The sequence below is a fragment of the Pseudoalteromonas sp. BZA4 genome (assembly GCF_040104395.1).
In the GTDB taxonomy this organism is placed as follows: Bacteria; Pseudomonadota; Gammaproteobacteria; order Enterobacterales; family Alteromonadaceae; genus Pseudoalteromonas.
Window position 1 is genome coordinate 1 of record NZ_JBECOT010000057.1, and the last position, 24,221, is coordinate 24,221.

Consider the following 24,221-nt stretch of genomic DNA (forward strand, 5'->3'; position numbering starts at 1 on the left):
CTGTATCTGTGGTGTCTAACGACTCTTGAACGACTTTTATTTTAAATTCGAGTGAATGTTTACGATATGGTTTTACTTTCATGATTACTGACTCCAAAAAGGTGTCTACTTTTATGGAGTCAGATCACCTGACGGCTGACGGCTGACGGCTGACGGCTGACGGCTGACGGCTGACGGCTGACGGCTGACGGCTCAGTTAACCAACTCCCTCACTATCGCAAACAAGTCACTCGCTAACATACCTCTTTCGCCTTCACGCTCTGCGGCAATATCCCCGGCTTTTGCATGTAAGGTTACACCTAAACACGCTGCTTGCTGAGGAGTAAGCCCCTGTGCGATCAATGCCGCTATGATACCTGTTAATACATCGCCACTGCCGCCAACCGCAAGTGCTGGGTTACCGTCGGTACACACCCATGTTTGGTTATTATCACCAATTAAACTGCCAGCGCCTTTGAGTACACAAGTAGTGGTATAGCTACGTGCGAGCTGCTTTACCGCATGAAAGCGATTTTCTTCAATATCGCTAGCGCGACAATTAAGTAACCTTGCAGCCTCACCGGGGTGTGGTGTGATAACGGTATTAGCTAATGGGAATGACGAAGCATGCTGAGCCATTAAATTAAGTGCATCTGCATCAATAACCAATGGCTTGTTATTAGTAAAGCAATACTGCATTACTGCTTCAAAGGTTGTTTCCGACCAAGTGCCTTGACCAAGTCCAGGGCCAATAGCAACACAGGTTGCCCACTCTAGGGCGCTAATCAGGTTTGTATCTGTCACCATTAGTTCTGGCCGGCCAATACTCACTGGTAGAATAGAGCTACTATGGGTATACACTTTGACCATACCCGCACCGGTGCGAAGCGCTGCCTCTGCAGTTAAACGAATAGCGCCTGCAGTGCCGACATTACCACCAACACACAGCAATTTACCATGGCTGGTTTTATGGCTGTTGTTATCGCGCTCAGGAAGCCTAACTTGGTTCAGATAGTTGATAAGCTCAGCCGTGGGTGATGTCTGTTTTAAAAAGGCATCTTCAATACCTAAATCATTAAACTCTAATGTCCCTGCATGCGCTCTACCTTGCCCTGTCACTAAACCTTGTTTAATCCCCACAAAAGTCACAGTAACCGCGGCTTTTATTGCGACTCCTTGTACGACACCTGTGTCTGCATGAATGCCTGAAGGTAGATCAATAGCAACTATCGGCACTTGGCTTTCGTTAGCTGCTTTAATCAAGGTTGAAAAAGGCTCGCGTACCTTGCTTTGAATTCCCGTGCCAAGCAGGCCATCAATAATGATATCTGCTTGCTCAATAGCACTGGCATCAGCGGTCATTGCTCCTCCAGCGTCGAGCCAAGCTTGCTGAGCACTGAGCGCATCGCCTTTGAGCGGTTTATCAGATATTGCTGCAATAACCGTAACCTGTTTGCCCGCTTGTTTAGCTAAGCGAGCAACAACATAACCATCGCCGGCATTGTTACCAACGCCCGCTAACACAACGAATGTACTTGCTTTAGGAAAATAGCTGATAGCTTGCTGATAAGTCGCCAGCCCTGCTCGCTCCATAAGATCATACAAGGTTACGCCAGAGCGCTTAGCTGCAGGTCCTTCATGGTCACGAACTTGCTCTGCTAAAAATACTGACTGCGAGAGAACAACTGACATATCTATCCTTAAATTTCTTCAGATATTTAAATCTTACTCTAGCAAGCGAGTTTCCACTTAGAAAGCTGCAACTCATCTTAAATTACTCGTTTATTGTATATAGTGTTGCTATGTTTTGAAGCTGTGCATAAAAAGAATAAAGGAAATAACAACGTGCTAAACAAAACAAACATCATGCTAGCGCTAATGCTATATACCTTATGGACATTACCCATTAAGGCAAGTGAATTTTCGATACTGCCAATGAAGGAGCGTGCTGCTTTTATAGATAAAATAACAGAGCTTAGAGTTAAAACTCTTTTACCAACGCTTATGAAGCAACATAACATCGATATGTGGCTTATGATTAGCCGAGAATATAATGAAGACCCTATTTTAAAAACCTTTCTACCCGCTACTTGGCTTTCTGCAAGGCGAACAACCATACTTGTTTTTGCACGTAATAAACAAGGCGAAGTTGATGCACTCGCAATTGCGCCCTACAGCATAGGTACTGTATTTAAAAAAGCATGGGACAAACAGCAGCAGCCAGATCAATGGTTAGCCTTAGTTGAACTGATTGAGCAATATCAACCCAAAAATATCGCACTTAACACATCGAAAACGTGGGCTCACGCAGATGGACTCGTTGTTAGCGATTTTAATGCACTTAAAAGTGCTCTCCCAAACAAATACCTTAATAAACTTATGTCTGCAGAGCCCCTCGCAGTAGCTTGGCTAGAACAACGTATACCTGAAGAAATAGCAATGTATAAAAAAGCGATCGCCATTGCGCATCAAATTATTGCAGAGGGGTTTTCAAGTAAAGTCATCACTGTTGGCAAAACAACAACCACAGATTTAACTTGGTGGTTTAGAGAACGAGTAAGGGATTTAAAACTGCAAACATGGTTTCACCCAAGCGTCAGTATACAACGTGCTGATAAAACAACTTTTGACCATGAGACCAGTTTTAATAAAGATGATAAACAAATCATTCAAGAAGGTGATCTGCTGCATGTTGACTTTGGTATTACCTATTTGCGCTTAAATACTGACACTCAACAACATGCTTATGTGTTAAAAGAAAATGAGTCACAGGCCCCTGAGTATCTAATAAACGCATTAAAACGTGGCAATCAATTACAAGATATTTTTACCTCGCATTTTGAAGCAGGGAAAACCGGTAACGAAGTACTGAAAGAATCACGCGCCGAGGCAATTGCAAAAGGGTTAAAACCAACAATCTACACACACCCAATTGGTTATCATGGTCATGGTGCAGGTACAACATTGGGTATGTGGGACTCTCAGCAAGGTGTCGAAGGCGATGGTGATTACCCTCTTCACAATAATACAGCCTACTCGATTGAGTTAAATAATGCGGTATTCATTAAACCTTGGAACAAAGAGATTCGCATAATGCTTGAAGAGGACGCGTTTTTTGATAACAAAGGGGTTTGGTACTTGAACGGCAGACAAACAGAGCTATTACTCGTGAAGTAACTATAAAAAACGGCGCGTAACTTACATTAAGCGCCGTTTCTTTAAAGCTATAGTGACTTACTCAGTGTCTGGTAAGTTGCGACCGTAGAAGATTTCTTGCATCTCGCGGGTCAGCTTAGAGTAAATAACTTCTTCTTCTTCTTCCGAAAGATCTGCTGTAGAAACACCGAATAGGTAAGTATTCAAGTCAGTTTCTTTTAACATCATCTTAGTGTGGAACAAGTTCTCTTGATACACGTTCACGTCCATCATTTGGTACGCTTCTTTGGTATCTTCAGTCATGTAGTTCTGAATTGAGTTAATTGCATGATCGATATAGTGTTTAACACCATCTACGTCACGAGTAAAACCACGTACGCGGTAGTCAATTGTTACAACATCAGACTCAAGGCTGTGAATTAAGAAGTTTAACGCTTTTAATGGCGAAATAATGCCACACGTTGATACTTCGATATCAGCACGGAACGTACAAATACCATCATCAGGGTGTGCTTCTGGGTATGTGTGAACACAGATGTGGCTCTTGTCTAAGTGCGCTACCACTGTTTCAGGAAGAGGACCCGGCGCTTCATCAACGTCATACGTTGTTTGTTGCTCAATTGGCTCTTCAGAGATCAAGATTGTCACACTGGCGCCTTGCGGATCATAATCTTGGCGAGAAACATTTAGAATGTTTGCGCCAATAATATCCACAACTTCACCTAAAATATCGGTAAGGCGATCAGCACTGTACTGTTCGTCGATATATTCAATATATTCTTTACGCTGTTGTTCCGTCTTTGCGTAACAAATATCGTAAATACTAAAACTTAAGCTCTTAGTTAAGTTATTAAAGCCATGAAGCTTAATTTTATCGAAGGGTTTATTCATGCTAAACCAACCTTAAAACGAGTGAAACCTGCACCAGCAGAAATAAAAGTTCGCGGATTTTATACGAATTTCCTGCTCGGAAAAAGCGTTATTTTACCTGTTCTTGCACAACTTCATGACTATGCGTAATTTCTACTGTCTTATCAAGCATTAAGGCTACAGAACAATACTTTTCAGCAGATAATTGTACCGCTCTTGCAAGGTGCTTTTCAGAGACATTATCACCGGTAACCACAAAGTGTAGATTAATCTTGGTAAACACGCGAGGTGCTGACTCAGCACGCTCTGCAGATAGCTTAACTTGCACATCAGAAAATGACTGTTTTGCTTTTTTTAAAATACTAACTACATCAACAGATGAACAACAACCCGCTGACATTAAAACCATTTCCATTGGGCTTGGCGCAGCGCTATCGCTACCTGCATCAAAAACTACATTGTGACCTGAATTTGAAAGGCCAATAAACGTATCGCCTTCTACCCATTTTACATTCGCTTGCATGTGCTTTATCTCTTAAAGTTATTTTGCTTGATTGTAAGCAAGTCACACACAGATGCAAGGGATAAGAGGTGAGCTTTAAAGGAAAGCGAGTTGCTAACTTTGAGCTGCTCGCTTAAAGACTAGAAATTGTGTTGTGCTTTATAAGTTAGGCACTTTCGACAACAGCACTATCGAATAAGTTTTTTACTAATCCAGCAAACTCATCAATAAACGCGTGTTGTTCAACGGTTACTGTGTGATTTGTAACGCTGCTCAGCACTTCTTGTAAGTCATATACTATACCGTCGACTTCGCGAACAATTTGGCTGCGTTGTTCTGTATTAAGCTCTGTGTGTTGCTCGCAAAGTAACATGACATTTTCTGCTATCACGTCTTCAATCAGCTCTAACACTGTTGGAGCTCCTGGTTTAATTTGACCCGGCTTCTCAAAAAGCGCTAAATTTTGAGTGAGATACATGACAAGATCATCGTACCCTTGCCTATCTAAAACCATACGACTGCACACCTAATAAAAAACTATCTCTTTAGATTTAAGCAGAAAGCGCTTTTAATTGCTACCTTTGCCAAGCATCTCATACAAAAAAAGCAGCCGAAGCTGCTTTTTATAATGATTTACGATTATTAATCGATTTTTAAGCCTGGGCTTAATGTCGCTGGCATTGCTACTTTTTCAAGCTCTACCGAAGCGACAGGGTATGCACAATAGTCAGCAGCATAATATGCGCTTGCTCTGTGGTTACCTGATGCACCAATACCACCAAATGGTGCTGCACTTGATGCACCTGTGATAGGACGGTTCCAGTTTACGATACCTGCGCGAATACGACGAAGGAAATGGTCGTAATCTGCTGCGCTGTCGCTTAATAAACCAGCTGATAAACCAAAGCTTGTGTCATTCGCTTTATCAATAGCGGCATCAAAATCAGTGAAGCGGAATACTTTAAGCAGTGGTCCAAAGTGCTCTTCGTCTGGGAAGTTAGCTACATTTGTACACTCTAAAATACCCGGTGTTACAAAGCCGGTATTTTCTTTGTGCGTTAGCTCAACTAACACTTCAGCGCCAAGCTCAACAAGTTGCTGTTGTGCTGTGACCATACCAGCTGCTGCTGCTGAAGAAATCATTGACCCGATGAAAGGTTGCTCTTCTGCGTCGTAGTCACCTACTTTAATAGCTTTAGTTGCTTTAATAAGACCCGCTAAGATGGCATCACCTTGCTCGCCTGCAGGTAAGAATAACTTACGCGCACACGTACAACGTTGACCTGTAGAGATAAATGCTGATTGAATAATATCGTGGATAGCCGCTTTAGTGTCAGCAACATCAGTAACGATAAGCGGGTTATTACCACCCATTTCTAAGGCTAAGATTTTACCCGGTTGACCAGCAAACTGTTCATGTAAAATATGACCAGTGCGCGAAGAGCCAGTAAAGAATAAACCGTCGATCCCTTTATGAGATGCAAGCGCTTTACCCGTTTCTACTTCACCTTGCACAAGGTTGATAACACCTGCAGGGAGACCCGCCTTTTGCCATAACTTTAACGTTAACTCAGCAACTGCTGGCGTTAGCTCAGACGGTTTAAATACCACGGTATTGCCTGCTAATAGTGCAGGTACAATGTGACCATTTGGTAAGTGACCAGGGAAGTTATAAGGGCCAAACACAGCTACAACACCATGAGGCTTGTGGCGGATCATCGCGCGACCTTGTGGCATTGGGTTTTCAACATCGCCTGTACGCTCTAAAAATGCTTTTTCAGAGATAGCAATTTTACCCACCATCGCACCTGCTTCAGTACGTGTTTCCCAAAGTGGTTTACCTGTTTCTTGTGCGATAGCAATCGCTAATTCTTCGCTGTGCTCTTTCAGTGTTTCTGCGAATGTTTTTACAATCGCTAAACGCTCTGCAAATGTTTTATCAGCCCAGCTGTAAAACGCTTCACGTGCAGCAGCGACTGCGCCGTCTACTTGTTCAGCGGTTGCCGTATTTGCTTGCCAAATTACATCATTATTTGCTGGGTTTACAGATTGAAAAGTATGACCAAGACCTGCTTGCCATTGACCATTAATAAATTGCGCTGCATGAGTCATTAATATGTCTCCTGAATTCTATAGTTCTGCAAGTGATACTGAATCACCCGCTTCTAAGTGAAGTGCTTTTGCTAATTCACTTGAGATTGTGATGCTATCGGCATCACATGATAGGCTAACTTGAGTCACGGTTGCTCTAAAATCAGTAATTTTATCATTTGCTAACAATACCGTGGTGTCGCCTTGGCTTTCACCAATTTCAACTTTAACTGTGTGGGCATTTCTGACTGTAGCAATGTTATCTACTTTTGCTTCAACAGTTGGGCCTGCATCAAAAATGTCTACATAACCATTAAAGGTAAAACCTTCGCTCTTTAATAGTTCAATCGCAGGGCGTGTGTTGTCATGTACTTGACCAATCACAGCTTGTGCATCTTTGCTCAGTAAGTTGACGTAAATTGGGTATTTAGGCATTAACTCAGCAATAAATACTTTCTGACCAATACCCGTTAAGTAATCTGCCGTTGGAAAGTCCATTGAGAAAAAGTGCTCTTCTAGCCATTGCCAGAATGGGCTTTCGCCGCTTTCGTCTGACACACCTCGCATTTCAGCAATTACGGTGTCAGCAAAACGTTCTCTATGTTGATTAATAAACATAAAACGCGCTTTTGAAAGCAATTTACCGTTATTGTTTTTACGGTAGCCATCTTTTAAGAATAATGTACATAGCTCAGTTGCACCGGTGTAATCATTACACAGGGTTAAAATATCAACGGCTTTATACACGTCTAGCGTACGAGAAGAATGAATTACTTTGCTTAAATGATAATGATAAAAAGCATCATCTAAACCAACAGCGGCTTCAATACCCGAAGTCCCTACAACTTCACCCGTTTCGCTATCTTCAAGAACAAACAAGTAACCTTCATCACCTGGCTGCTGTGCTGCTTTTGCAAATGAGCTGACAGAATGATCAATTTTCTTTTGTAATAACTCTTCATTATTAGGCAAAGACGTAAAGCCATGGCCTGACTCAACAGCAATCTTTACTAACGCTTGGTAATCGCTTTGCTGGATTGGGCGAAGGATCATCATAAGTCCGCTTGCTCCCTTATAAATAACGGTAAATTAAGAAATGTGGGCAAGCTTAACTTGCCCTGAAATGACAGTTTCGTTTAGCCGTTAACGACTTTTGCAACTGCTTTTTCGAAACGAGCCATACCTTCGCGGATATCAGCTTCTGGAATTACAAGTGACGGAGTGAAACGAACAACATCAGCGCCAGCAACTAAAGACATAACGCCTTCTGCAGTACCAGCTACTAAAAACTCTTTTGCACGACCTTTGAATTGCTCTGTTACTACAGCACCAATTAATAGACCTTCGCCACGGATTTCAGTGAATACATTGTACTTTTCGTTAATCGCAGTTAGTAACTCACGGAATAACGCTGACTTTTCTTTAACGCCGTTAAGTACCTCTGGTGTATTTACTGTGTCGAATGCTGCTTCTGCTACTGCACACGCAAGTGGGTTACCACCGTAAGTAGAACCATGAGTACCTACTTTTAAGTGCTTAGCAATATCAGTTGTGGTGATCATCGCACCGATAGGGAAACCACCACCTAACGCTTTTGCAGTCGTTAAGATATCAGGAGTTACATTTAAACCTTGATAAGCATAAAGCTCACCCGTACGGCCAACACCTGTTTGTACTTCATCAAAGATTAGTAGTGCATTATGCTTAGTACATAACTCACGAACACCTTCAACAAACTCAGCAGTTGGAGAAATGATACCGCCTTCACCTTGCAGAGGCTCCATCATTACTGCACATGTGCTGTCTGAGATAAGCGCTTCAAATGCTGCTAAATCGTTGTAGTCACAGTGAACGATATCACCAGGTTTAGGACCAAAACCATCAGAGTATGCAGCTTGACCGCCTACTGTTACTGTGAAGAAGGTACGGCCGTGGAAACCTTTGTTGAATGAGATAATTTGTGACTTTTGCTCTCCAAAGTTATCAAGTGCAAAACGGCGTGCAAGTTTAAGTGCCGCTTCGTTAGCTTCTGCACCAGAGTTAGCAAAATATACTTTTTCAGCGAACGTTGCGTCAGTTAGCTTTTTAGCTAAGCGAAGCGCTGGCTCATTAGTCATTACATTTGATAAGTGCCAAATTTTTTCGCCTTGCTCTTTTAATGCACTTACAAGAGCTGGGTGACAATGGCCAAGACAGTTAACAGCAATACCACCAGCAAAATCGATAAATTCGCGACCTTCTTGGTCCCATACGCGAGAGCCTTCGCCTCGAACTGGAATAACACTTGATGGTGCATAGTTAGGAACCATTACTTGATCAAATAATTCGCGATTGACTGTCATTTTATATCCTCATAATTGTAAGCACACTCAGAGTAAGGTGGCGCTCTAAAGCTAAACTAAGCCATTTTACTTAGCCGATTGAGCTTAGCGCAAAATCACCAAAATTACTCTTTGGTTCAATTTTCATTCATCCATTATTCCAGAAAATTTTCGTCCTGTCTCTTAGAAAACTTTCATGTAGCCCTTGAAAATAAAGGGCTTGAGATATTTTTTCATGGATAGTGAATAACTATTTGAAGGCTATTTTTTGCTCTAAATACTATAAAAAGGCGTACGGCTAGTGAGCCAAGCAGAGGCTAAAGAGAAAAAATTTGTCACTGCGGATTGATAAACAATGAATGAATAGTCGCAAAAAAATTAACAATTTTTTTAATTAATTTGAATATGAAAGCGATCAAAATTGCATTTTGCTAGCTGATCAAGCTCTTCTTTAGTGAAATCGAAGTGTGCAAACCAACGTTCGGTTTCGTCATTTTCGACTAGTTGATGCTCATTTAAACTTAAATACTGAGCGTAACAACGTGCTTTTAAAATCACCTTGGTAAGCGGCAAATACTCATCGTTTTTAGCTAAAGGTGTAGTTAACTGCTGCATTACCGCATTAAATGGCAAATACCTAAAAGCCATTTTCTCAATTACGGTGGCTGTTACCTTCATCGACTGCTTATTTAGCAAGGTGCTTAAAAATAAAGGATCCGGTTTTAGCTCTAATAAAGCTGTGTGTAGATCTTTCTTTTGCTCATCACGGGCTTTCGTTACTTGGCGCTGCCAAACTAACTCGAAAATACGAAGGTATATACGGACTAGCGCTATCTTACCCACGTCGAGTAGCATACCTAAAGTAAACGCATGCACCTCATTTACACCATTTAATTTAGCAAGTTCTTGAGCAGCAATGGCACACGCCATTGAGTTATCACGAAGTCGGCGCTTTAGTAGTGGAAATGGCTCTGTACTGTGTGGCATCCAATGGCGTACCGCAAAGGTTGGCACGACAAACTTTAAGTTATCTAAACCAATGTAGCGCAGCGCTAACAGTGGGTTATCGACTTGAACTGAAGTGTGTTTATTACGTTGTTTTCGGTAAAAAGGCAAATTCACAAACGCAACGAGCTCACGACCTAACCAACTCAAATCTTTAACTAACGGCTCTAGTCGACCTACTGAGGCCGAACGCACAGCTAAAATATCTAAAATAGCAGGTACGCTATCTTGAATCCCTATAGTTTCATGAATTACTGAATCAATGTCTTCAAGCTGCTTATGCATGGCAGCCTCAATCACTTGGTGTAATTGCTTGCTCGCCTGTGCACGGTATTTATGGTGAGCTGTACTGCTCTTTTGACGTTTTTTCTCGGCAGCAACTTCTACTTCTAATAGAGTTCGCTGTTCCATTGATTCGCCATAATCAATTTCGAGGGTGTGAATATAGCCAATTTGACGCTGTGCAAAACTGTGACCAAGCAAAAGATCGTGCGCGCGCTCATTAAGCACCATCGCAGTCCTTTGTTGTCGGTTTTCTTCGGTCATTTGCACAGGCGTATTGTCGGTCATATTTGTTAATTCACTAGCCTAAGGTTAGAAGCGAGTTAAAAAGTTAGCAAGTAATTCAAGCCCTTGTTGGGTCAAAATTGCTTCGGGGTGAAATTGCACTCCTTCAAGTGCTAAATCATTATGCATGATCCCCATAATTTCATCAAAATCAGAATTTTGTTCTGTCCATGCGGTAATAGTGAAGTCACTAGGCAGGCTTTGTTTATCCACCACTAAAGAATGGTACCGGCATACCGTCAGTGGATTTGCCAAACCATTAAACACACCTTGATTGCTATGCTTAACTAACGACGTTTTACCATGCATCACTTGCTTGGCACGAATAACATCAGCACCTAGAGCCTGAGCAATAGTTTGGTGACCTAAGCAAATACCAAGAATTGGCAACTGCCCTTTTAATTGTTCGACCACTTGCAAGGAAATCCCCGCTTCGTTTGGTGAACATGGCCCAGGCGATAGTACGATGTGCTCTGGATTAAGTTGTTTAATCTCAGCAATGCTGATCTCATCGTTCCGTTTAACTAATACATCTTGGTCTAAGCGCTGAAAATATTGCACTAGGTTGTATGTAAACGAATCATAATTGTCGATCATAAGTAGCATACAGGCATTACCTCATTGTTTTAATTGTAAATTTTATCACAGCGATGGTAACCATACCCGCATTCATACCCGCAATTTCAATCAGTGCTTATTTACACACATATCAATAAAAATTTAAAAACCGGAGTCCAACATTGAGCTACAACCGGTTCGCTCAGAATCAGAGTTCAAGGACAAAACTTACTAGGGCCATACTACCAGAAATCGATGATAGCTTGTCGTACTACACCGATGATGGTGCAGTTGCCGTTGATCGGTATTGCCGGGTATTGCGGGTTCAAAGGTTTTAGATACTTCTGTTCACCATCAATAACCAACTGCTTAAAGGTTGCTTCTTTCGAATCATCCAAACGCGCAACAACCAATGAACCTGAAGAGTAAGGTAACTCAGGATCAACAACGATCACTGCCCCCTCAGGTATGGATTTTTTTCCGCTTGGATTTTCCATACTGTCGCCTTTTACGCGAAGTGCGAAACAACCCTCATGTGCTTTCCCAGTGACTTCACGCCACTCCTCAGCATCTTCATGGGCAAATCCCTCCGCTATTTCAGTCCAATCACCGGCCTGAACCCAGTTGATGAGAGGAATTCCTCCCTTAATATCAGGCCCGACTTCTACATTACCGACCCCCAAGCCAATCTCGCCATCACCTGTGGCGAGCCAATGAGCATTCACGCGAAGCGCCTCCGCGATCTGCATGGTGTAACGAGACCTAGCCGATTTACCAGAGCAAATCTGGCTGATCGACTGCTGTTTGATACCAATGCGACGAGCCAACTCAGACTGAGTCACCCCAGTAAGCTGCAAGGCATGGTTTAGTCGTTCGGATAAAGTTTTCATAAGCCCGTATTCTACAAATAAAACTGTAGCCTTTCAACAATTTTAACTGTTGACTAATCTACAGTTTAAACTGTAACATTCAATCTTGTAACAGTTATTATTGTAACAGGAGACGGTATGGAAGTGTTCAACACGACACAAAAACATCTCCGCCGTGCCATTGACTTGGTCGGCGGGCAATCAGCATTAGCACGAGCCATCAACTCAAAACAGCAAAACGTCTGGTTTTGGTTGAATAAATCAGGGCGTGTTCCCGCTGAATTCGTTTTACCCATCGAACAAGTTACGCAAGGACAGGTAACCCGATCTCAGTTAAGACCGGACATCTATCCCGAATGCCCAAGCGAGCTGAAAGCTAGTAACCAGTAGGATTAAGGGCAAGTAATGGTCAGCATTTTACGTAAACACAAAAGCGAGTTCCTCCATGCGTGATTATGGCAAGGTCTATACCCGCTTTTGGCTAAAGCAAAACGTTTTGTCCTGGAGTGACTCAGCGAAGTTGCTAGGACTGTATTTGCTTACATGCCCACATTGTAATTTGCTTGGCTGCTTTCGATTGCCGATTGGTTACGTTGCTTCTGACTTGAACTGGGATGAGCAACAGGTTGCCAAGGCTCTGAATGAGTTAGAACAAGATCAGTTCCTCATTCGTTGCGAGGGATCTGGTTGGACTTTGATTCGGAGCTTTCTGAAGCACAACCCAATCGAAAACCCGAACCAAGGTAAGGCAGCCTTTCGGTTACTTAAAGATGTACCTGCCGACTTCGTTGGTATGGCATCGCTTTTGAAGTCACTTGCCGCTTTCCAAGCTCGGCTTCCAGAAGAATTTTCATCATTGTTTATGCCTGATGGCAACCCGGTAAGGGACTCTCAACGGTCGGATGACTCTGAGAGAAGCAATAAACCAACAGTTAAAACTGTTGCCCACATACAGTTTGAAGACTTTTGGGATGTACAAATACGCAAAGAAAAGAAAGCGAAAGCTAAAGAAGAATGGCTACGCATGGGCCTCAATGAAGACCATGAACTCGCTTTGGAAGTGCTAACACGCTGGAAAGAGCAACGTGACAACCGATTGCAGTATCAAGATCGGACTAAGACCCCTATGCCACATAACTGGCTTTTAAACCGGCAATGGGAAGACGAGTACGTTCGCATTGATGAAGTACAGCAATCATCGACGAGCCTAAAGGGCAGCAATCACCAATTGAATATTGAAGAAAGCAATCGTCGCATCGCTGAAAGCTGGGCCAGACCAGGTATTCGGGAGGTTCGCTCAAGTGCAGGAGGTTAATAAACGCGAGTTTGCTGAAGTTTGGGGAGCTGCTTGGGCCATGTATGGCAAAAGCGTATCACCGCAATTGCTATCCATCGCATTTGAAGCGCTTCGTGCTTATAGCATTGAAGAAGTGCGAATCGGTCTGACTCGGCATATTCAATCACCGGATACTGGGCAATTTTTTCCAAAGCCCGCTGACGTCATCAAGCATATCGATGGCAACTCGGGTTCAAGAGCCATGGTTGCTTGGAACAAAGTTGACAAGGCTGTTCGTCAGGTTGGCGCTTGGACATCCGTGATGTTTGACGATGCACTTATCCACCGCGTGATTTCAGACATGGGGGGATGGGTTGAACTCTGCAAAGTTGATGACAGGGAATACCCCTTTAAGCAAAAAGAGTTTTTAACACGCTACCAGGCTTATTTGCTGCGGGACGAAGTGGGTGAATACCCAAGGCTATTACAGGGTATTGCAGACCATCAGAACCAGCAAAAAGGATTTGATATGCAAGCGCCTGTTGCCGTGGGTGACTGGTCAAAAGCGGCACAAGTATACACGAGAGGCATCGCCAGTTTTAGCGCAGTGCCTTTAAAAAGAATAAGCCCGAAAGCCATTCAGGCGCTTCTCGGAAATCAATTAGAGGACAAAAATGAAAACGATTAAAGCAAAAACCGTTGCCCTAGTGATAGCCATGTCCGCAAGCACTTCAGTCTATGCGTTTCCGGGCTATCACTGGGAAAAAGCAGCACAAAGTGTTGGTATTGATCCAGTCATGCTCTACGCCGTTGCCTTGGCTGAGTCAGCCTCACATCGAGGTCTTAACATGACCAGTCCATGGCCATACGCAATTCGCAATGGTTCAAACGCAACCTACGCCAAATCTAAGACAGAAGCGGAGCAACTGTTAAACCAGGCACTTCAAGAGAGTGAAAAATACCAGCTCGATATTGGCCTTATGCAAATCAATTTGCATTGGCATGGGCATCGAGTGAGCTCATCAGCAGAACTGCTAGACCCCATCACCAACCTTACTGTCGGCTCCAGTATTTTGGCCGAAGCAATCAAGTCTTCACCAAACGATTTAGAGCTTGGCATAGGCCGCTATCACAGTTGGAACGAAGAGCGTGCTCGCTGGTATGGGCAAAGAGTGCTTTCTATCTATCGCAATATTTTACATGAACTGGAGGTCCGTCAATGACAACCAATCAACAAGACTTCTATCAATTAAATTTGGCGTACCTACACGCAGCACGTGAATTAGCGCGAATTGATCCGCAAGAGGCGGTCTTGCGCTTTGGACTTACACGCGACGTGGTGGATGCACTGATTAATGCCGGTGTTGACGACCTGCAACGAGTGGCGACCTCATCATTCATGCTGTTTCAACCAAGGGGTAACCAAAGCCAACTGATTGAGATGGTGAAGAGCAAAGGCACAGGTATCCCAAGAATCGCTTATTTATTATCAACCCTAAACAACAAGGGGGATGCATGATTGATAACCTGTCCAAAAGTGAGCTGTTTACCCGAGCCTCGCTGCTTATTAAATATGGATTTCGAACAACCATTATCGCGCTCGATACTGGTTTGCCAATCCACATTATCAGAAGGCTGCACAAAGAAGTGACTGGCAAGTCACCTTGTCCTGGTCAATTGCCTGAATCTGATGCCATTGTTAAAAGCAGAAGAGCCCTAGTTGAAGGCTCCCTCCTGATGGCGCTTTATGTCAATATTGGTGGTGATAATGTCTACAAGCAATTAAATATCGATGCTTTGATGAAGGCTTACGATGCGTACTTGGTTGCAAGAGAAGAAGCAGATCTTCCAGCTGAGATCCCCTGGAAAAAACTGACCATCAATGAAGGTTGGGTTCTAGCTCGTGATTTAAGATCACAGCTTGCATCCTTACACCGGTGTCGATGCGGTAGTCTGTATTTGACGGTATCTCAACAGCGCATTCAGCTTAAATGTCCTGTGTGCGAGATTATGGCCGAGCAAACCACTAGAGCACTTTGTGAGAACTAACATGCTGATTCATGATTTGATTTGATTTGATTGTGCACCGCCCGTGCACTTTGAGAGTACTAAGATGACAAACTTACTTAAATCTTTACCAGCACGCAGCTGGGTTATATCACTGGGGCTTTTTCTGGCGACTTTGGCTGTGGCTCATTTTTTTCCCTCAGAAATATTAACAGCATCTGCCAAGTTAGCGGCTTTGCCATTTCTGTTCTGCACCGTCGTTTTTTTCAGCTACTTGGGATTCAAAGCGACCTGTAATCCCATCGGACTTATAGCCATCATTACTATGCTTGTAGCAATCGCATATTTGCAAGCGAGTTGGACAATTGTTGGTTTGGGACTCTTTTTCTTAGCTATTTGTACTGGAACTAGATTCTTGAGCAGCCAAGTTAAAGATTCGGGTAGAACTTTGAGCATTGAAGAAAAATGGTATTGGTATAAGCTCCATTCGTTTTTTGATGGCTTTTATCCTAGGTATCCCAAAAAGCCAAAAAAATAGCCAGCCCACCACAAGCTGGCTACCTTCTGTTTTTAGTTCCTTCCTGATGCCTGGTTATAGGCCCTAATATCGATCAAGTAGTTCTGAGCATAATCTCCCGCAAGGGATGCATTTGAGATCACTGCAATCTGCTTATCCACAAATGCTTTATCTTCTTCGGACACACTGTCAGGGATGTAAGCGCCACTCTCATCCTTTTGACGATACTCATTTAGCATTTGCTCCCTTAGGCCAAGCATTTCAGGCGACCAACTCGATGAGTCTTCAGAGTTGAATACGCGCCCCGCCAAACCTTCATTGAAAGCTTGAGCGAACACTTGACTTTGAATCGGGGTCAATCCCATTCTCTGCCCTTCGCTGTATGCTTCCTTTTTAAAATCATCAGCATACTGCTCTAGGAACTCACCATATCGATTGTTAACTGCCGCACCGAATGCCCCCGCCAACATGGCTTCAGACTTAGTGCCCCAGTTTACTTCGGAAGCATACTGCGAACTCGATCCACTGTATGCATCATTAAACGCCGTCAATGGGTTTTCCAAAGAGGTTCCTGCATCAACGGCGGCTTTTAAGCCATCCCAGGTTGATTTGCTGGCCACCGTTGCATTGTGTAAGAAACCTCGTGAGCCAGGATCTTCAAGCGCTTGTTCTTTGTAACTCTCATAGTCTTCGCCAAAGTGATTCAAGGTGTGCAGTGCTGCATCAGTATGCTTGCCACTGAAATCACCAATAGCACTGGCGCTGTTGAAGAACATTTCAGCACCAGAGACTCCGCTATCATCAGCCATAATGCGTGATCGCCACTGAGATCCAGCTTCACTGTTTAGTCCAGATTGATAGGTACTTGTGTCAGAAGCTACGGCCTGCTGAGCTTGCTGCTGATGCGCATTCAACTGTCCATCTATACCAGACAGATTGGTTTGGTAAGCCGATTGAGCTGCGTTGAACTGAGTTTGAACTGTTGCCGCATCCTCGTAGCCGCCCAATACACCCGATTCAACTTGGCTTTGAATACCACCAAAAGTAGATGCAGTTGATGACATGCCTTCATTAGAGCGCGGCTGAATTGATCGTAAATCGGCTCCGGTAGCCATGGCCATAACAGTCATTGCTGCTTGATAATCATTGTCTCGTTCAGCGGGGATTGAAGAGTTGCTATAGGTCAAAGACTCCATAGCTGCGGCCACATACGCCTGATTATCATCAGGTAGCAAGCGCTGATACATTGGAAGGTTTTCACGTAATCGGTTACCGGCTTCAACATGCTGGTTCATATAGCGACCTAAATAATCCATGACTTCAGGATTGTCCGCCGCTAATCGGGTTAACGTCGCACCATCAGTATTTCCTTGTCCTGATAGACTGTAGCTGGCCTGATCAAGCTCACTAAAGCGGTTTGATGCCGTGACAACGTCTTGTGCTGAACTCTGAAGAGACTGATAGTCTTGGTTAGACAAGGACATCTCAACGCCAGAACGTCTTGAATCTGAAAGGTCCTTAACCATTGCATCGCGATACTCAGCACGTCGTGAATCACTCGATGCCAAGCTTTGCATCTCCCCAGTGAGCGTATTTGCGGTCGTAGATCGAGAACTGCCTTCTGATGACTCAACTTGGCCACTAAAGTTACCACCTAAATCCAGCCCTGCTCGTACCCTTGATAGTTTTGGTACACGAGATGAGTCTGGCTTATCGACTCCTGGCAAGTTGCCCTGTGGAGAATCATTGCCGCCAGTACCAAGAAGCCTTCCAAGAAAGCCCTTATCAGCAACTTCTTTCTCACCGGGATTAGTAATGGTTCCATCGCCACCGACCCTTAGGCCTCCCGATAGCACGCCCGATACCAAGCCACGTACAGCATCTTTTTTATCGTCTCCAAAACCATACCGAGTTTGCAGGTCATCAGTAACCTGATTAACAACGGCGCTAGATGCGGAGTTAGAAGAACCAATTTGACGTCCAACCGAGGACAGGTTGTCGTAACTTAGCTTTTCACCAAAAGTTCGACTCATAGTATTCCCAACCTGACGACTAAAGGCTTGGGTTGCCTGAGTCATGGATTCTTTTGCAGAGCCGACCATTGAACCCACTGCGTTTCCTACAGAGAAACTGCTTAGTAGGTTTGACGCGCCGGTCATAGCAGAACCCGTAAGGGCTGAATTTTGGAACATTGACTGTGATTGCATGACTGGGGCATTTTTCGCGACATCTGGACTTGCCAGCTTTTCATCAATGGCATCACCGTTTTGAAGACGTCCAGCCAAGTGGGTTGCAGTTATTGCTGAGCCATACACGAGCATGAGCGAAATTGCAGGAACACTCGACGCCAACATGCCGCCAGTAGCTATCCAGGTTTGCAGCACTGAATCCATCTGCATCATCCCAGCAAAAGATGGCACTTCTGTACCTGCAAAGGCATCAAGCGCCGACATTTTCCCTGCAACGGTTAAATGAATATACAGGTTAATGATGGCCATGACAGGCATCCAAAGTTGAATCCAAAGCAGGATTAACAAGTACTTCCCGGCCATTCGCATCCCAATTTGGCCAAGGGCAATCACAAAGGCCATCAATGGGGTGATGGCGTAAATGAACCCCTCAAAAAACGTCATCATCGGACGAACGATACTTTGGAACAGGGTCTGCTCCGCCGCCCATTGTGTATTGCGCTGCTCAATCGCTTGGTTAACCATCACGGCTGCGGTGAAAGCTTGATCATCCATATACTTGCCCGTCACGCTTTGCTCATAAATAGGCAAAAGCACTGACGCGGTCATGTACTCTTGGGTGTTAACCGAAGCCAAACCAAGGTTATTCAGTGCATTTCGGATCACGTCATCAGTGTCAGTGGCTGACGAAGTTCCCAATGAGGCTGACAGAACCTGTTTAAGCCTTGGAATGAAGGTTGATTCTGTCATGAGTTTCAGTTGGCTATAGGCATCGGTGCAGTCCAGATCGCTACTGCTACCACTGAGCATGATGCGCGTGCCATAAATGCGCGAATCAAACCTAATCGCAGTCATCGGGTTAGGATCACTCAGCACCTGATCGAGGTTCTTTTGGCCAATGTCGATACCAATCAAGGTGCACTCTTTGATGTAGTTAAACCACGATTGCTCTATGTCCGAACCGCCGACACGATTTGCATCACCCAACCCAGAGCGATCCATCACCTGTTTTCTCACTTTAATCAGTGACTGTAAACTGGATGCAAAGCCGTATTCCGTCATCGCGGGAGTTGAGAACGCCGTTTCAAACAATCGCGTGATTTGAAAGCCAACTGTAGAAATCGTACTGCCTGCGGCAGCAACACCGATGGGCACATTATCAACCACTCGAACTTGTCCCGTGTACGCATCCTCAATGCTCACTCGGGTACTGGGCCCAAACATGGTTGCAAAGACTAGCCATGAGACTAAAACGTGTTGAAAGTTAATCCCACGTCCACCTTGCATTAAGGCCTGAACAGAGACCATCAATACCCCAATGAGCAAGCCAATGCGAACCATTGAAGTAAAGTCGCCTGTACCAGTGATCATCGCGACAGCATTCAGGACCTGTTCTAAAAAAGCCGAATCCCCGATGGAATAGATTTCCCACATTATCTATTCCCCCAGCGCCGTAGATTTAACGGTGTAATAACGCTGTTTGCGAATGGTCTGAATCACCTGATTAAAATGCGCCAGCAACTCTTGCTCTGAGCCGTATCTTCGCTGTAACGCGGCGTACTCCTCATTGATTTGGCGACGTGTACGTTCGAGGTCTTCAGTTAACAACTTCGCATAGGCATGATCTTCTACACCAGAGGTGCTTCTAGCTGCATTGAGCATGTCTTCAACCAATGCTCGGGCCATCTCAACAGCAATAAATGGCGCAGCTCTTGAAGCAAACGACCTAGCAGCCCCTTCATTTAATGCAGAAAGTGTTCGAATCATGCCGCCAATGCTCGCAGGAGCCGAGGTCATAAAAGCCTTTTCGATGGTGCTAGCAGCCCCTGTATTTCTAGCAAACTTAAAAATAATGCCGTTACTAGAACCTGTACCAAGAAGTAAATTTTCTACCTGGGTTGATAACCCGGTAAGAGTCACGTTAGTGATTGTTGGGTTCAGACAACCGTCTTGCGTCACTGTGTCACATCGGTACATATCGACGTTGCCGCCATGAATTAGATGCTCAATAGTCACTTTATTGCCATTCAGTCTGGTCAGTTTTGGGGCTTTACCTTGGCCATCAGCGGCATTAGTAAGATCACCAACAATGATCGAACCCGTCACCGACATAACCGCTTCAAGAAAACGGTCATCCCCCGATGCAAACCAGCTTGATGCCGAGTGACGTTTCAGTGCTCGCCAAACCAAATTACCTTTAATCGTTCTGTTCACATCAGTTGCCGCGACACTCGAAGCGTTCTCATATGGGTTCTTACCATTGGATTCACTCCAACTGGTAAAAACGTCTCCAGCCCCTTTAAGTGAGCTCAACATGCTGGCTTCTGTTTGCCCCTTTTTACCAAAAGCAGCCAGGGTATCGTTCACGACTCCCTGAGCCATTTGACAGGAATTGCCGAAATACTCGTTCAACTGCTGGATTTTCTTTTGCAGTGTCTCCATATGCTGAGAGCATTTCTCACACATAGCACTGAGCGCCAATTGGAATGCGTACCCCTTGGCGTTTGCAGCAACAGAGCGAAGTAATTGAACAAACTGATCCGCGTTAACAAATGACAAACTTCCAGCGAACATATCAATGCCGCCACAACCGGCTTGGAATGACGGAGGCACCATAGAGACGAGGTTCTCGTTCATGATCCTGTTACGAACAACAACACTTCCACCAGATATAACGCCACGCCGCTGACTCTCGAATACACCAGGCGCAGTGGTGTTGGTCATTGAACCAAACAACTGATTCATCTCCTGTTGCAAGCTTGCTTGGCTCATAGATGAAAAACCAATCGCACAGGCGATTAGCGATACTTGGAATACTTTTTTCATCGTTATAACCCTCCTTGTGCACGCAGATAGTGAACAAGGAACTCAGGGTCCTGTAATATTTTTTCGTTAAGCTCTTGGGCTGACATCGCGAGTGAAACGCCGGGCTGAACAGGTCTGGTGGCATAGTAAGTTTGATCGTCAATCCAACCGGCTTGATGGGCTGCAAGAATGATTCGATTATTGAGCTCATCAAGGCTCATTGCGCCCTGGCCAATCGGAGTGATGACATTAGGCGGGTCTACTAAGAAGACCGCAGGAACAGTCGTAACGGACAACGATTGTGCTTGTCCTGAATCGACTTTGTAATTTGGAAATTCTCCACTTGGTAAAGGTAAGCCATCGACAGCAATAGCAAACACCTCGAAACCGTAGTTCAAAGCCATGGATTCGATGATAGGCGCTTGAGCATGGCAATAAGGGCAATCCGAACGATAGAAGAAGAACAAGCCAGCCCGTTTTGCTACTTCACCTAAAGCTACATCACGTTGAGCGCCAGCTTCTCGATCCATCCGATTGGCAGCATAGGTCGCCAAGGGTCTGCGACTGATTTCATCCAAAACAGGATCGCCCATGACCACCTGCTGACTAACATCAGCAAACTGTGAGCCCTTATCCATCATGACTCGCTGGAGATACAGATAGGCTCTGACATTCTCATTCGTCGGCTCATCAATTGCCTTGTCCATGAACGACTGCATGTGCTCTCGGAACCAGGCAGCACTGAGGGGTTTTAGCTCGTCCTGACTGGGCTCAACGGAACCAAGTTCCGGCTTTATAAGCTCTTCAGCCTCCGTTGGTTCAGGAATGACCTGATACCAAAACCAGCCTTCCTGACCACGCTGATAGAATTGTCCATCACTAGCATAGGCGGGCAAGATGAATAGAAAGAAAATAATGATTGGGATGGTCACCCATAGGATGAACCAAGGTAACAAAGGCGTTCTCATTGTCAGCTCCAGAAATTTCACAGAGCTAACATGCTAAAGATCCCCGTAAGTCCGATTGGCCAGATAGATGAAGGAATTGTGAGTGTTTCTGACTAGCTGTTGTGACCAGTAACAACAGCTAACGTTAATGAGCAAAAGATATGGTTTTCAGCTATGAGCGAAAGGCTACACCTCAGCATAGCCATCACTTTTGTCTCAAAGATTAAGAGATAAGTTTTCGAGCAACAGTTTTTAGTTTAAGTTTTAAGTCGTCAGAAATAATTGGAAGCGCTACACCGTCATCGCCAACAGCTACTGCTGGCCCATAATCATCATAATCTTCACCAGTGTCAGCATTGATTAATCTGTAACAATCTTTGGTTACGTCGAAATCATGCTGTAGACCAACGTAATACCAAAACCACTTTTCAGTTTCACTAATCGTAGCTTCGATGATTTCAATCAACCCATCGCGTGACGGAGCAACAATCATTTCAGCTTTTAGCCAATTAAGATAAAAATTAATTGAGATTACTGGCTCGTCTTCGTCATGACAATGCAAAGCATACCCAATGGCCTCAATCACAACATAAGGATCATCATAAAAATACCCACTCCAGCAGTGACTATGGCCGTCACCATATTGATCATAGATTGGTTTCAACGATGAAGGAATTGGAAGTACCGCATCATTACTGTTTTCAAATTTCTTTAATACCAGCGTTAAAAGCTCTCGATAAGGGACGATTTTCTGGTATTGCTCAGCAACATCAGACTGAATTAAATTAAGCGAATGACCTGCTAGTTTTTTGTTATACCAGAACTCACCACTTCTGTTATCAGGATTATCTTCATATTCAGCCAATAATGTCGCAGCTACAACAAGGCCAACCAATATCGCTTCTGAGTCATTTGCATCTATGAATGAGGTTAAAACGCTTAGCATTCGTGTTTCACCTAATGCTTTTTCAAAAGAAGCCTCAGAATAAAATGCATAAACGTCATCTAAAGAGATAACGTTAAATTGCTCCCAAGCTTGCTGGATTTGTTGGCATACTTGAAGCGAAACACCAGCATCAAAATCTAAAACTTGCAAGCGCTCAAAGCACTGTCTATTTGCGATCTCAAGGTTTTCAACTCTATATTCAGAGGCAACTTGAAATGCCGCGTAGCTTTTAAAGCCGCAAAATGCTGCGAAAGCTTCGTATAAATGGCTTTTCTTTATTGATGGAATTGCTTTTTTTAACTCAGAATGAGCCGTAAAAATGATGGGTTTTAAAATTTTCATATACATATCCATATGCTTGAGACAGTTATTAACCGTTATCAATCATTGCTACACACGATTACAACATGATCTCTCAAGCCATGTATGTATCATTCAAATTTAAGTAAATGTTGGTTTTTCAATACGCCTTTTCAGGTCAATTTGCTGTTTTTCACTCGTGTGCAAGTGTGGCTAGCGCCACCGAAAAATATATAGCATTGTTGAATTTCAGGCAACCATAACAAAGAAAAACTGAAAACGAATGGATCGTGCAGTTCAAAAAAGGAAAAGATGAATCGACCAGATCAGTGCTCAAGGTAGACCTCTAACGTCTACTTCTGGCACATAAAGCAATATTCAGAAACTTCGAATACTACTTTAGCTCACTTTACTGCAATAACCGTAACCAAAATTTTAATTGAGCAACTTGGAACCATTACAAAGTGCATTTTACTAGCAACATGCTGCCAGAACTCGGCCTCTTGTGCATATTTTTTTGCTTTTTGGATAGCGACACTTTCAGGTAACTGGGCTTTAGTTAGCGCCGAGCATAGCAGCTTTGAAATCAAAGCCTTCCAAGGATGCTTGGGCACTCCATCAGAAAGCCGTTCCACGAATCTTTCAAGCGCGTGACGAGTCACCACGACAGGTCCAATGTTCGGAACGTTGATGACCTCATCGATTTCTCTCACTGTAGCATTATCGACGCTGTATTCTTCGAAGGAATGTGAGAGCCAATCGTCCCGCTTCTCTACCGAGATCTGTGCTTCCTGGTATCGAGTGAGCAAAAACCTAGTCAGGCTGTAAAGTGAATGCTGAGTTGAGCGTTGTTTCTGTAACTTTTTGATAGCTCCTTTACTGACCCGGATTTGAAGCCCATTACCGCTTCGGTTACTCCCCATCACCTCTTTCACTGACAGTAGGTGGTGAATTGCATAGAGCTCAGCTGCAATTGGCTTTTGCTGCTCAGCTAGCTTGTCGTATTGCTCACCTAAATCGACCTTTAGTTCACCTCCTCTTCGAAGGCCGGTCTTCCAGTAAACCGTAAACTCACCATCAATCTGCTTTGTTAACAGGGTTAATACCATCATGTTTGTTCTCCTATTGGTTATCTATTTTTCATTCTCCATGTTTTTTCAAATATGCAAGGCGCAAAAAAAGGGGCCGAAGCCTAATGCTGATCAGTTAAGAAGTTGATCAGTTGACCGATCAGAATGATCATGCACAATCCGTAGTTAGGCAACTAACTACGGATTTTTTTGTGAATATAGAACAAGCTCTTCATTCTGCTTTCG

General features: G+C 44.0%; 23 protein-coding genes. 8 read left to right on the top strand and 15 right to left on the bottom strand.

Going from position 1 to position 24,221, the window contains the following annotated elements; translation table 11 throughout:
- Window positions 1-192: 192 nt before the first annotated feature.
- Window positions 193-1,671 carry an NAD(P)H-hydrate dehydratase gene (locus ABMY41_RS17720; protein WP_349275670.1) on the bottom strand — a complete coding sequence of 493 codons (1,479 nt, stop codon included), beginning with the start codon at window positions 1,669-1,671 and terminating at the stop codon, window positions 193-195.
- A gap of 174 nt (window positions 1,672-1,845) precedes the next feature.
- Here ABMY41_RS17720 and ABMY41_RS17725 point away from each other — a divergent pair, with 174 nt between their 5' ends.
- Window positions 1,846-3,156, top strand: a complete 1,311-nt coding sequence (locus tag ABMY41_RS17725) for a M24 family metallopeptidase (RefSeq protein ID WP_349275694.1) — start codon at window positions 1,846-1,848, stop codon at window positions 3,154-3,156.
- A gap of 57 nt (window positions 3,157-3,213) precedes the next feature.
- Here ABMY41_RS17725 and speD read toward each other — a convergent pair whose 3' ends face one another.
- The 9 genes from speD to ABMY41_RS17770 form a co-directional block, all read right to left on the bottom strand.
- Window positions 3,214-4,026, bottom strand: coding sequence for an adenosylmethionine decarboxylase (gene speD, locus ABMY41_RS17730; protein ID WP_054552422.1), 813 nt, complete (start codon window positions 4,024-4,026; stop codon window positions 3,214-3,216).
- 88 nt (window positions 4,027-4,114) lie between these two features.
- Window positions 4,115-4,528: an OsmC family protein gene (locus tag ABMY41_RS17735; RefSeq protein ID WP_055020887.1), complete on the bottom strand. Its 414-nt coding sequence runs from the start codon at window positions 4,526-4,528 to the stop codon at window positions 4,115-4,117.
- Window positions 4,529-4,673: 145 nt separating this feature from the next.
- Window positions 4,674-5,021, bottom strand: coding sequence for a DUF3802 family protein (locus ABMY41_RS17740; RefSeq protein WP_054563480.1), 348 nt, complete (start codon window positions 5,019-5,021; stop codon window positions 4,674-4,676).
- A gap of 128 nt (window positions 5,022-5,149) precedes the next feature.
- Complete coding sequence (gene astD, locus ABMY41_RS17745) at window positions 5,150-6,619, bottom strand: succinylglutamate-semialdehyde dehydrogenase (protein ID WP_062566651.1); 1,470 nt, start codon at window positions 6,617-6,619, stop codon at window positions 5,150-5,152.
- A gap of 18 nt (window positions 6,620-6,637) precedes the next feature.
- Window positions 6,638-7,654 carry an arginine N-succinyltransferase gene (astA, locus tag ABMY41_RS17750; protein ID WP_289097525.1) on the bottom strand — a complete coding sequence of 339 codons (1,017 nt, stop codon included), beginning with the start codon at window positions 7,652-7,654 and terminating at the stop codon, window positions 6,638-6,640.
- Window positions 7,655-7,734: 80 nt separating this feature from the next.
- Complete coding sequence (locus ABMY41_RS17755; protein ID WP_058583979.1) at window positions 7,735-8,940, bottom strand: aspartate aminotransferase family protein; 1,206 nt, start codon at window positions 8,938-8,940, stop codon at window positions 7,735-7,737.
- A gap of 369 nt (window positions 8,941-9,309) precedes the next feature.
- On the bottom strand, window positions 9,310-10,470 hold the full coding sequence (locus ABMY41_RS17760) for an HDOD domain-containing protein (protein ID WP_058584015.1): 1,161 nt from the start codon (window positions 10,468-10,470) through the stop codon (window positions 9,310-9,312).
- Window positions 10,471-10,518: 48 nt separating this feature from the next.
- Window positions 10,519-11,097 (bottom strand): aminodeoxychorismate/anthranilate synthase component II, encoded by a 579-nt coding sequence (locus ABMY41_RS17765; protein WP_135923252.1) that lies wholly within the window; start codon window positions 11,095-11,097, stop codon window positions 10,519-10,521.
- Window positions 11,098-11,291: 194 nt separating this feature from the next.
- On the bottom strand, window positions 11,292-11,939 hold the full coding sequence (locus ABMY41_RS17770) for a LexA family transcriptional regulator (RefSeq protein WP_250661348.1): 648 nt from the start codon (window positions 11,937-11,939) through the stop codon (window positions 11,292-11,294).
- A gap of 117 nt (window positions 11,940-12,056) precedes the next feature.
- On the opposite strand from ABMY41_RS17770, the gene ABMY41_RS17775 reads away from it, so the two are divergent.
- The 7 genes from ABMY41_RS17775 to eexS all read left to right on the top strand — a co-directional run bounded on the left by ABMY41_RS17775 (window position 12,057) and on the right by eexS (window position 15,739).
- Window positions 12,057-12,308 (top strand): helix-turn-helix domain-containing protein, encoded by a 252-nt coding sequence (locus ABMY41_RS17775; RefSeq protein ID WP_349275674.1) that lies wholly within the window; start codon window positions 12,057-12,059, stop codon window positions 12,306-12,308.
- A gap of 55 nt (window positions 12,309-12,363) precedes the next feature.
- The gene (locus ABMY41_RS17780; RefSeq protein WP_349275675.1) at window positions 12,364-13,233 is read left to right on the top strand and encodes a hypothetical protein; all 870 of its coding nucleotides are present in this window, start codon (window positions 12,364-12,366) and stop codon (window positions 13,231-13,233) included.
- Entirely contained in the window at window positions 13,220-13,882 is a 663-nt protein-coding gene (locus ABMY41_RS17785; RefSeq protein WP_146508491.1) for a DUF6475 domain-containing protein, read from the top strand. The genes ABMY41_RS17780 and ABMY41_RS17785 overlap by 14 nt, the downstream gene beginning before the upstream one ends.
- Window positions 13,869-14,417 (top strand): lytic transglycosylase domain-containing protein, encoded by a 549-nt coding sequence (locus ABMY41_RS17790; protein WP_349275677.1) that lies wholly within the window; start codon window positions 13,869-13,871, stop codon window positions 14,415-14,417. The genes ABMY41_RS17785 and ABMY41_RS17790 overlap by 14 nt, the downstream gene beginning before the upstream one ends.
- Window positions 14,414-14,713, top strand: coding sequence for a flagellar transcriptional regulator FlhD (locus ABMY41_RS17795; RefSeq protein WP_000210563.1), 300 nt, complete (start codon window positions 14,414-14,416; stop codon window positions 14,711-14,713). Before ABMY41_RS17790 ends, ABMY41_RS17795 begins: the two co-directional genes overlap by 4 nt.
- Complete coding sequence (locus ABMY41_RS17800; RefSeq protein WP_025441473.1) at window positions 14,710-15,243, top strand: FlhC family transcriptional regulator; 534 nt, start codon at window positions 14,710-14,712, stop codon at window positions 15,241-15,243. Before ABMY41_RS17795 ends, ABMY41_RS17800 begins: the two co-directional genes overlap by 4 nt.
- 64 nt (window positions 15,244-15,307) lie before the next feature.
- Window positions 15,308-15,739 carry an entry exclusion protein EexS gene (eexS, locus tag ABMY41_RS17805; RefSeq protein ID WP_349275683.1) on the top strand — a complete coding sequence of 144 codons (432 nt, stop codon included), beginning with the start codon at window positions 15,308-15,310 and terminating at the stop codon, window positions 15,737-15,739.
- Window positions 15,740-15,771: 32 nt separating this feature from the next.
- On the opposite strand, the gene ABMY41_RS17810 is transcribed toward eexS, so the two are convergent.
- From ABMY41_RS17810 to ABMY41_RS17830, 5 genes are all read right to left on the bottom strand, one after another.
- Entirely contained in the window at window positions 15,772-19,341 is a 3,570-nt protein-coding gene (locus tag ABMY41_RS17810; RefSeq protein WP_349275685.1) for a conjugal transfer protein TraG N-terminal domain-containing protein, read from the bottom strand.
- Window positions 19,342-19,344: 3 nt separating this feature from the next.
- Entirely contained in the window at window positions 19,345-20,733 is a 1,389-nt protein-coding gene (locus ABMY41_RS17815; RefSeq protein WP_349275687.1) for a conjugal transfer protein TraH, read from the bottom strand.
- A 2-nt stretch (window positions 20,734-20,735) separates the two neighbouring features.
- Window positions 20,736-21,680: a thioredoxin family protein gene (locus ABMY41_RS17820; protein ID WP_349275689.1), complete on the bottom strand. Its 945-nt coding sequence runs from the start codon at window positions 21,678-21,680 to the stop codon at window positions 20,736-20,738.
- Between the two features lie 202 nt (window positions 21,681-21,882).
- Window positions 21,883-22,947: a hypothetical protein gene (locus ABMY41_RS17825; RefSeq protein ID WP_349275690.1), complete on the bottom strand. Its 1,065-nt coding sequence runs from the start codon at window positions 22,945-22,947 to the stop codon at window positions 21,883-21,885.
- 362 nt (window positions 22,948-23,309) lie between these two features.
- Window positions 23,310-24,017, bottom strand: a complete 708-nt coding sequence (locus ABMY41_RS17830) for a hypothetical protein (protein ID WP_349275692.1) — start codon at window positions 24,015-24,017, stop codon at window positions 23,310-23,312.
- Between the last annotated feature and the right edge of the window lie 204 nt (window positions 24,018-24,221).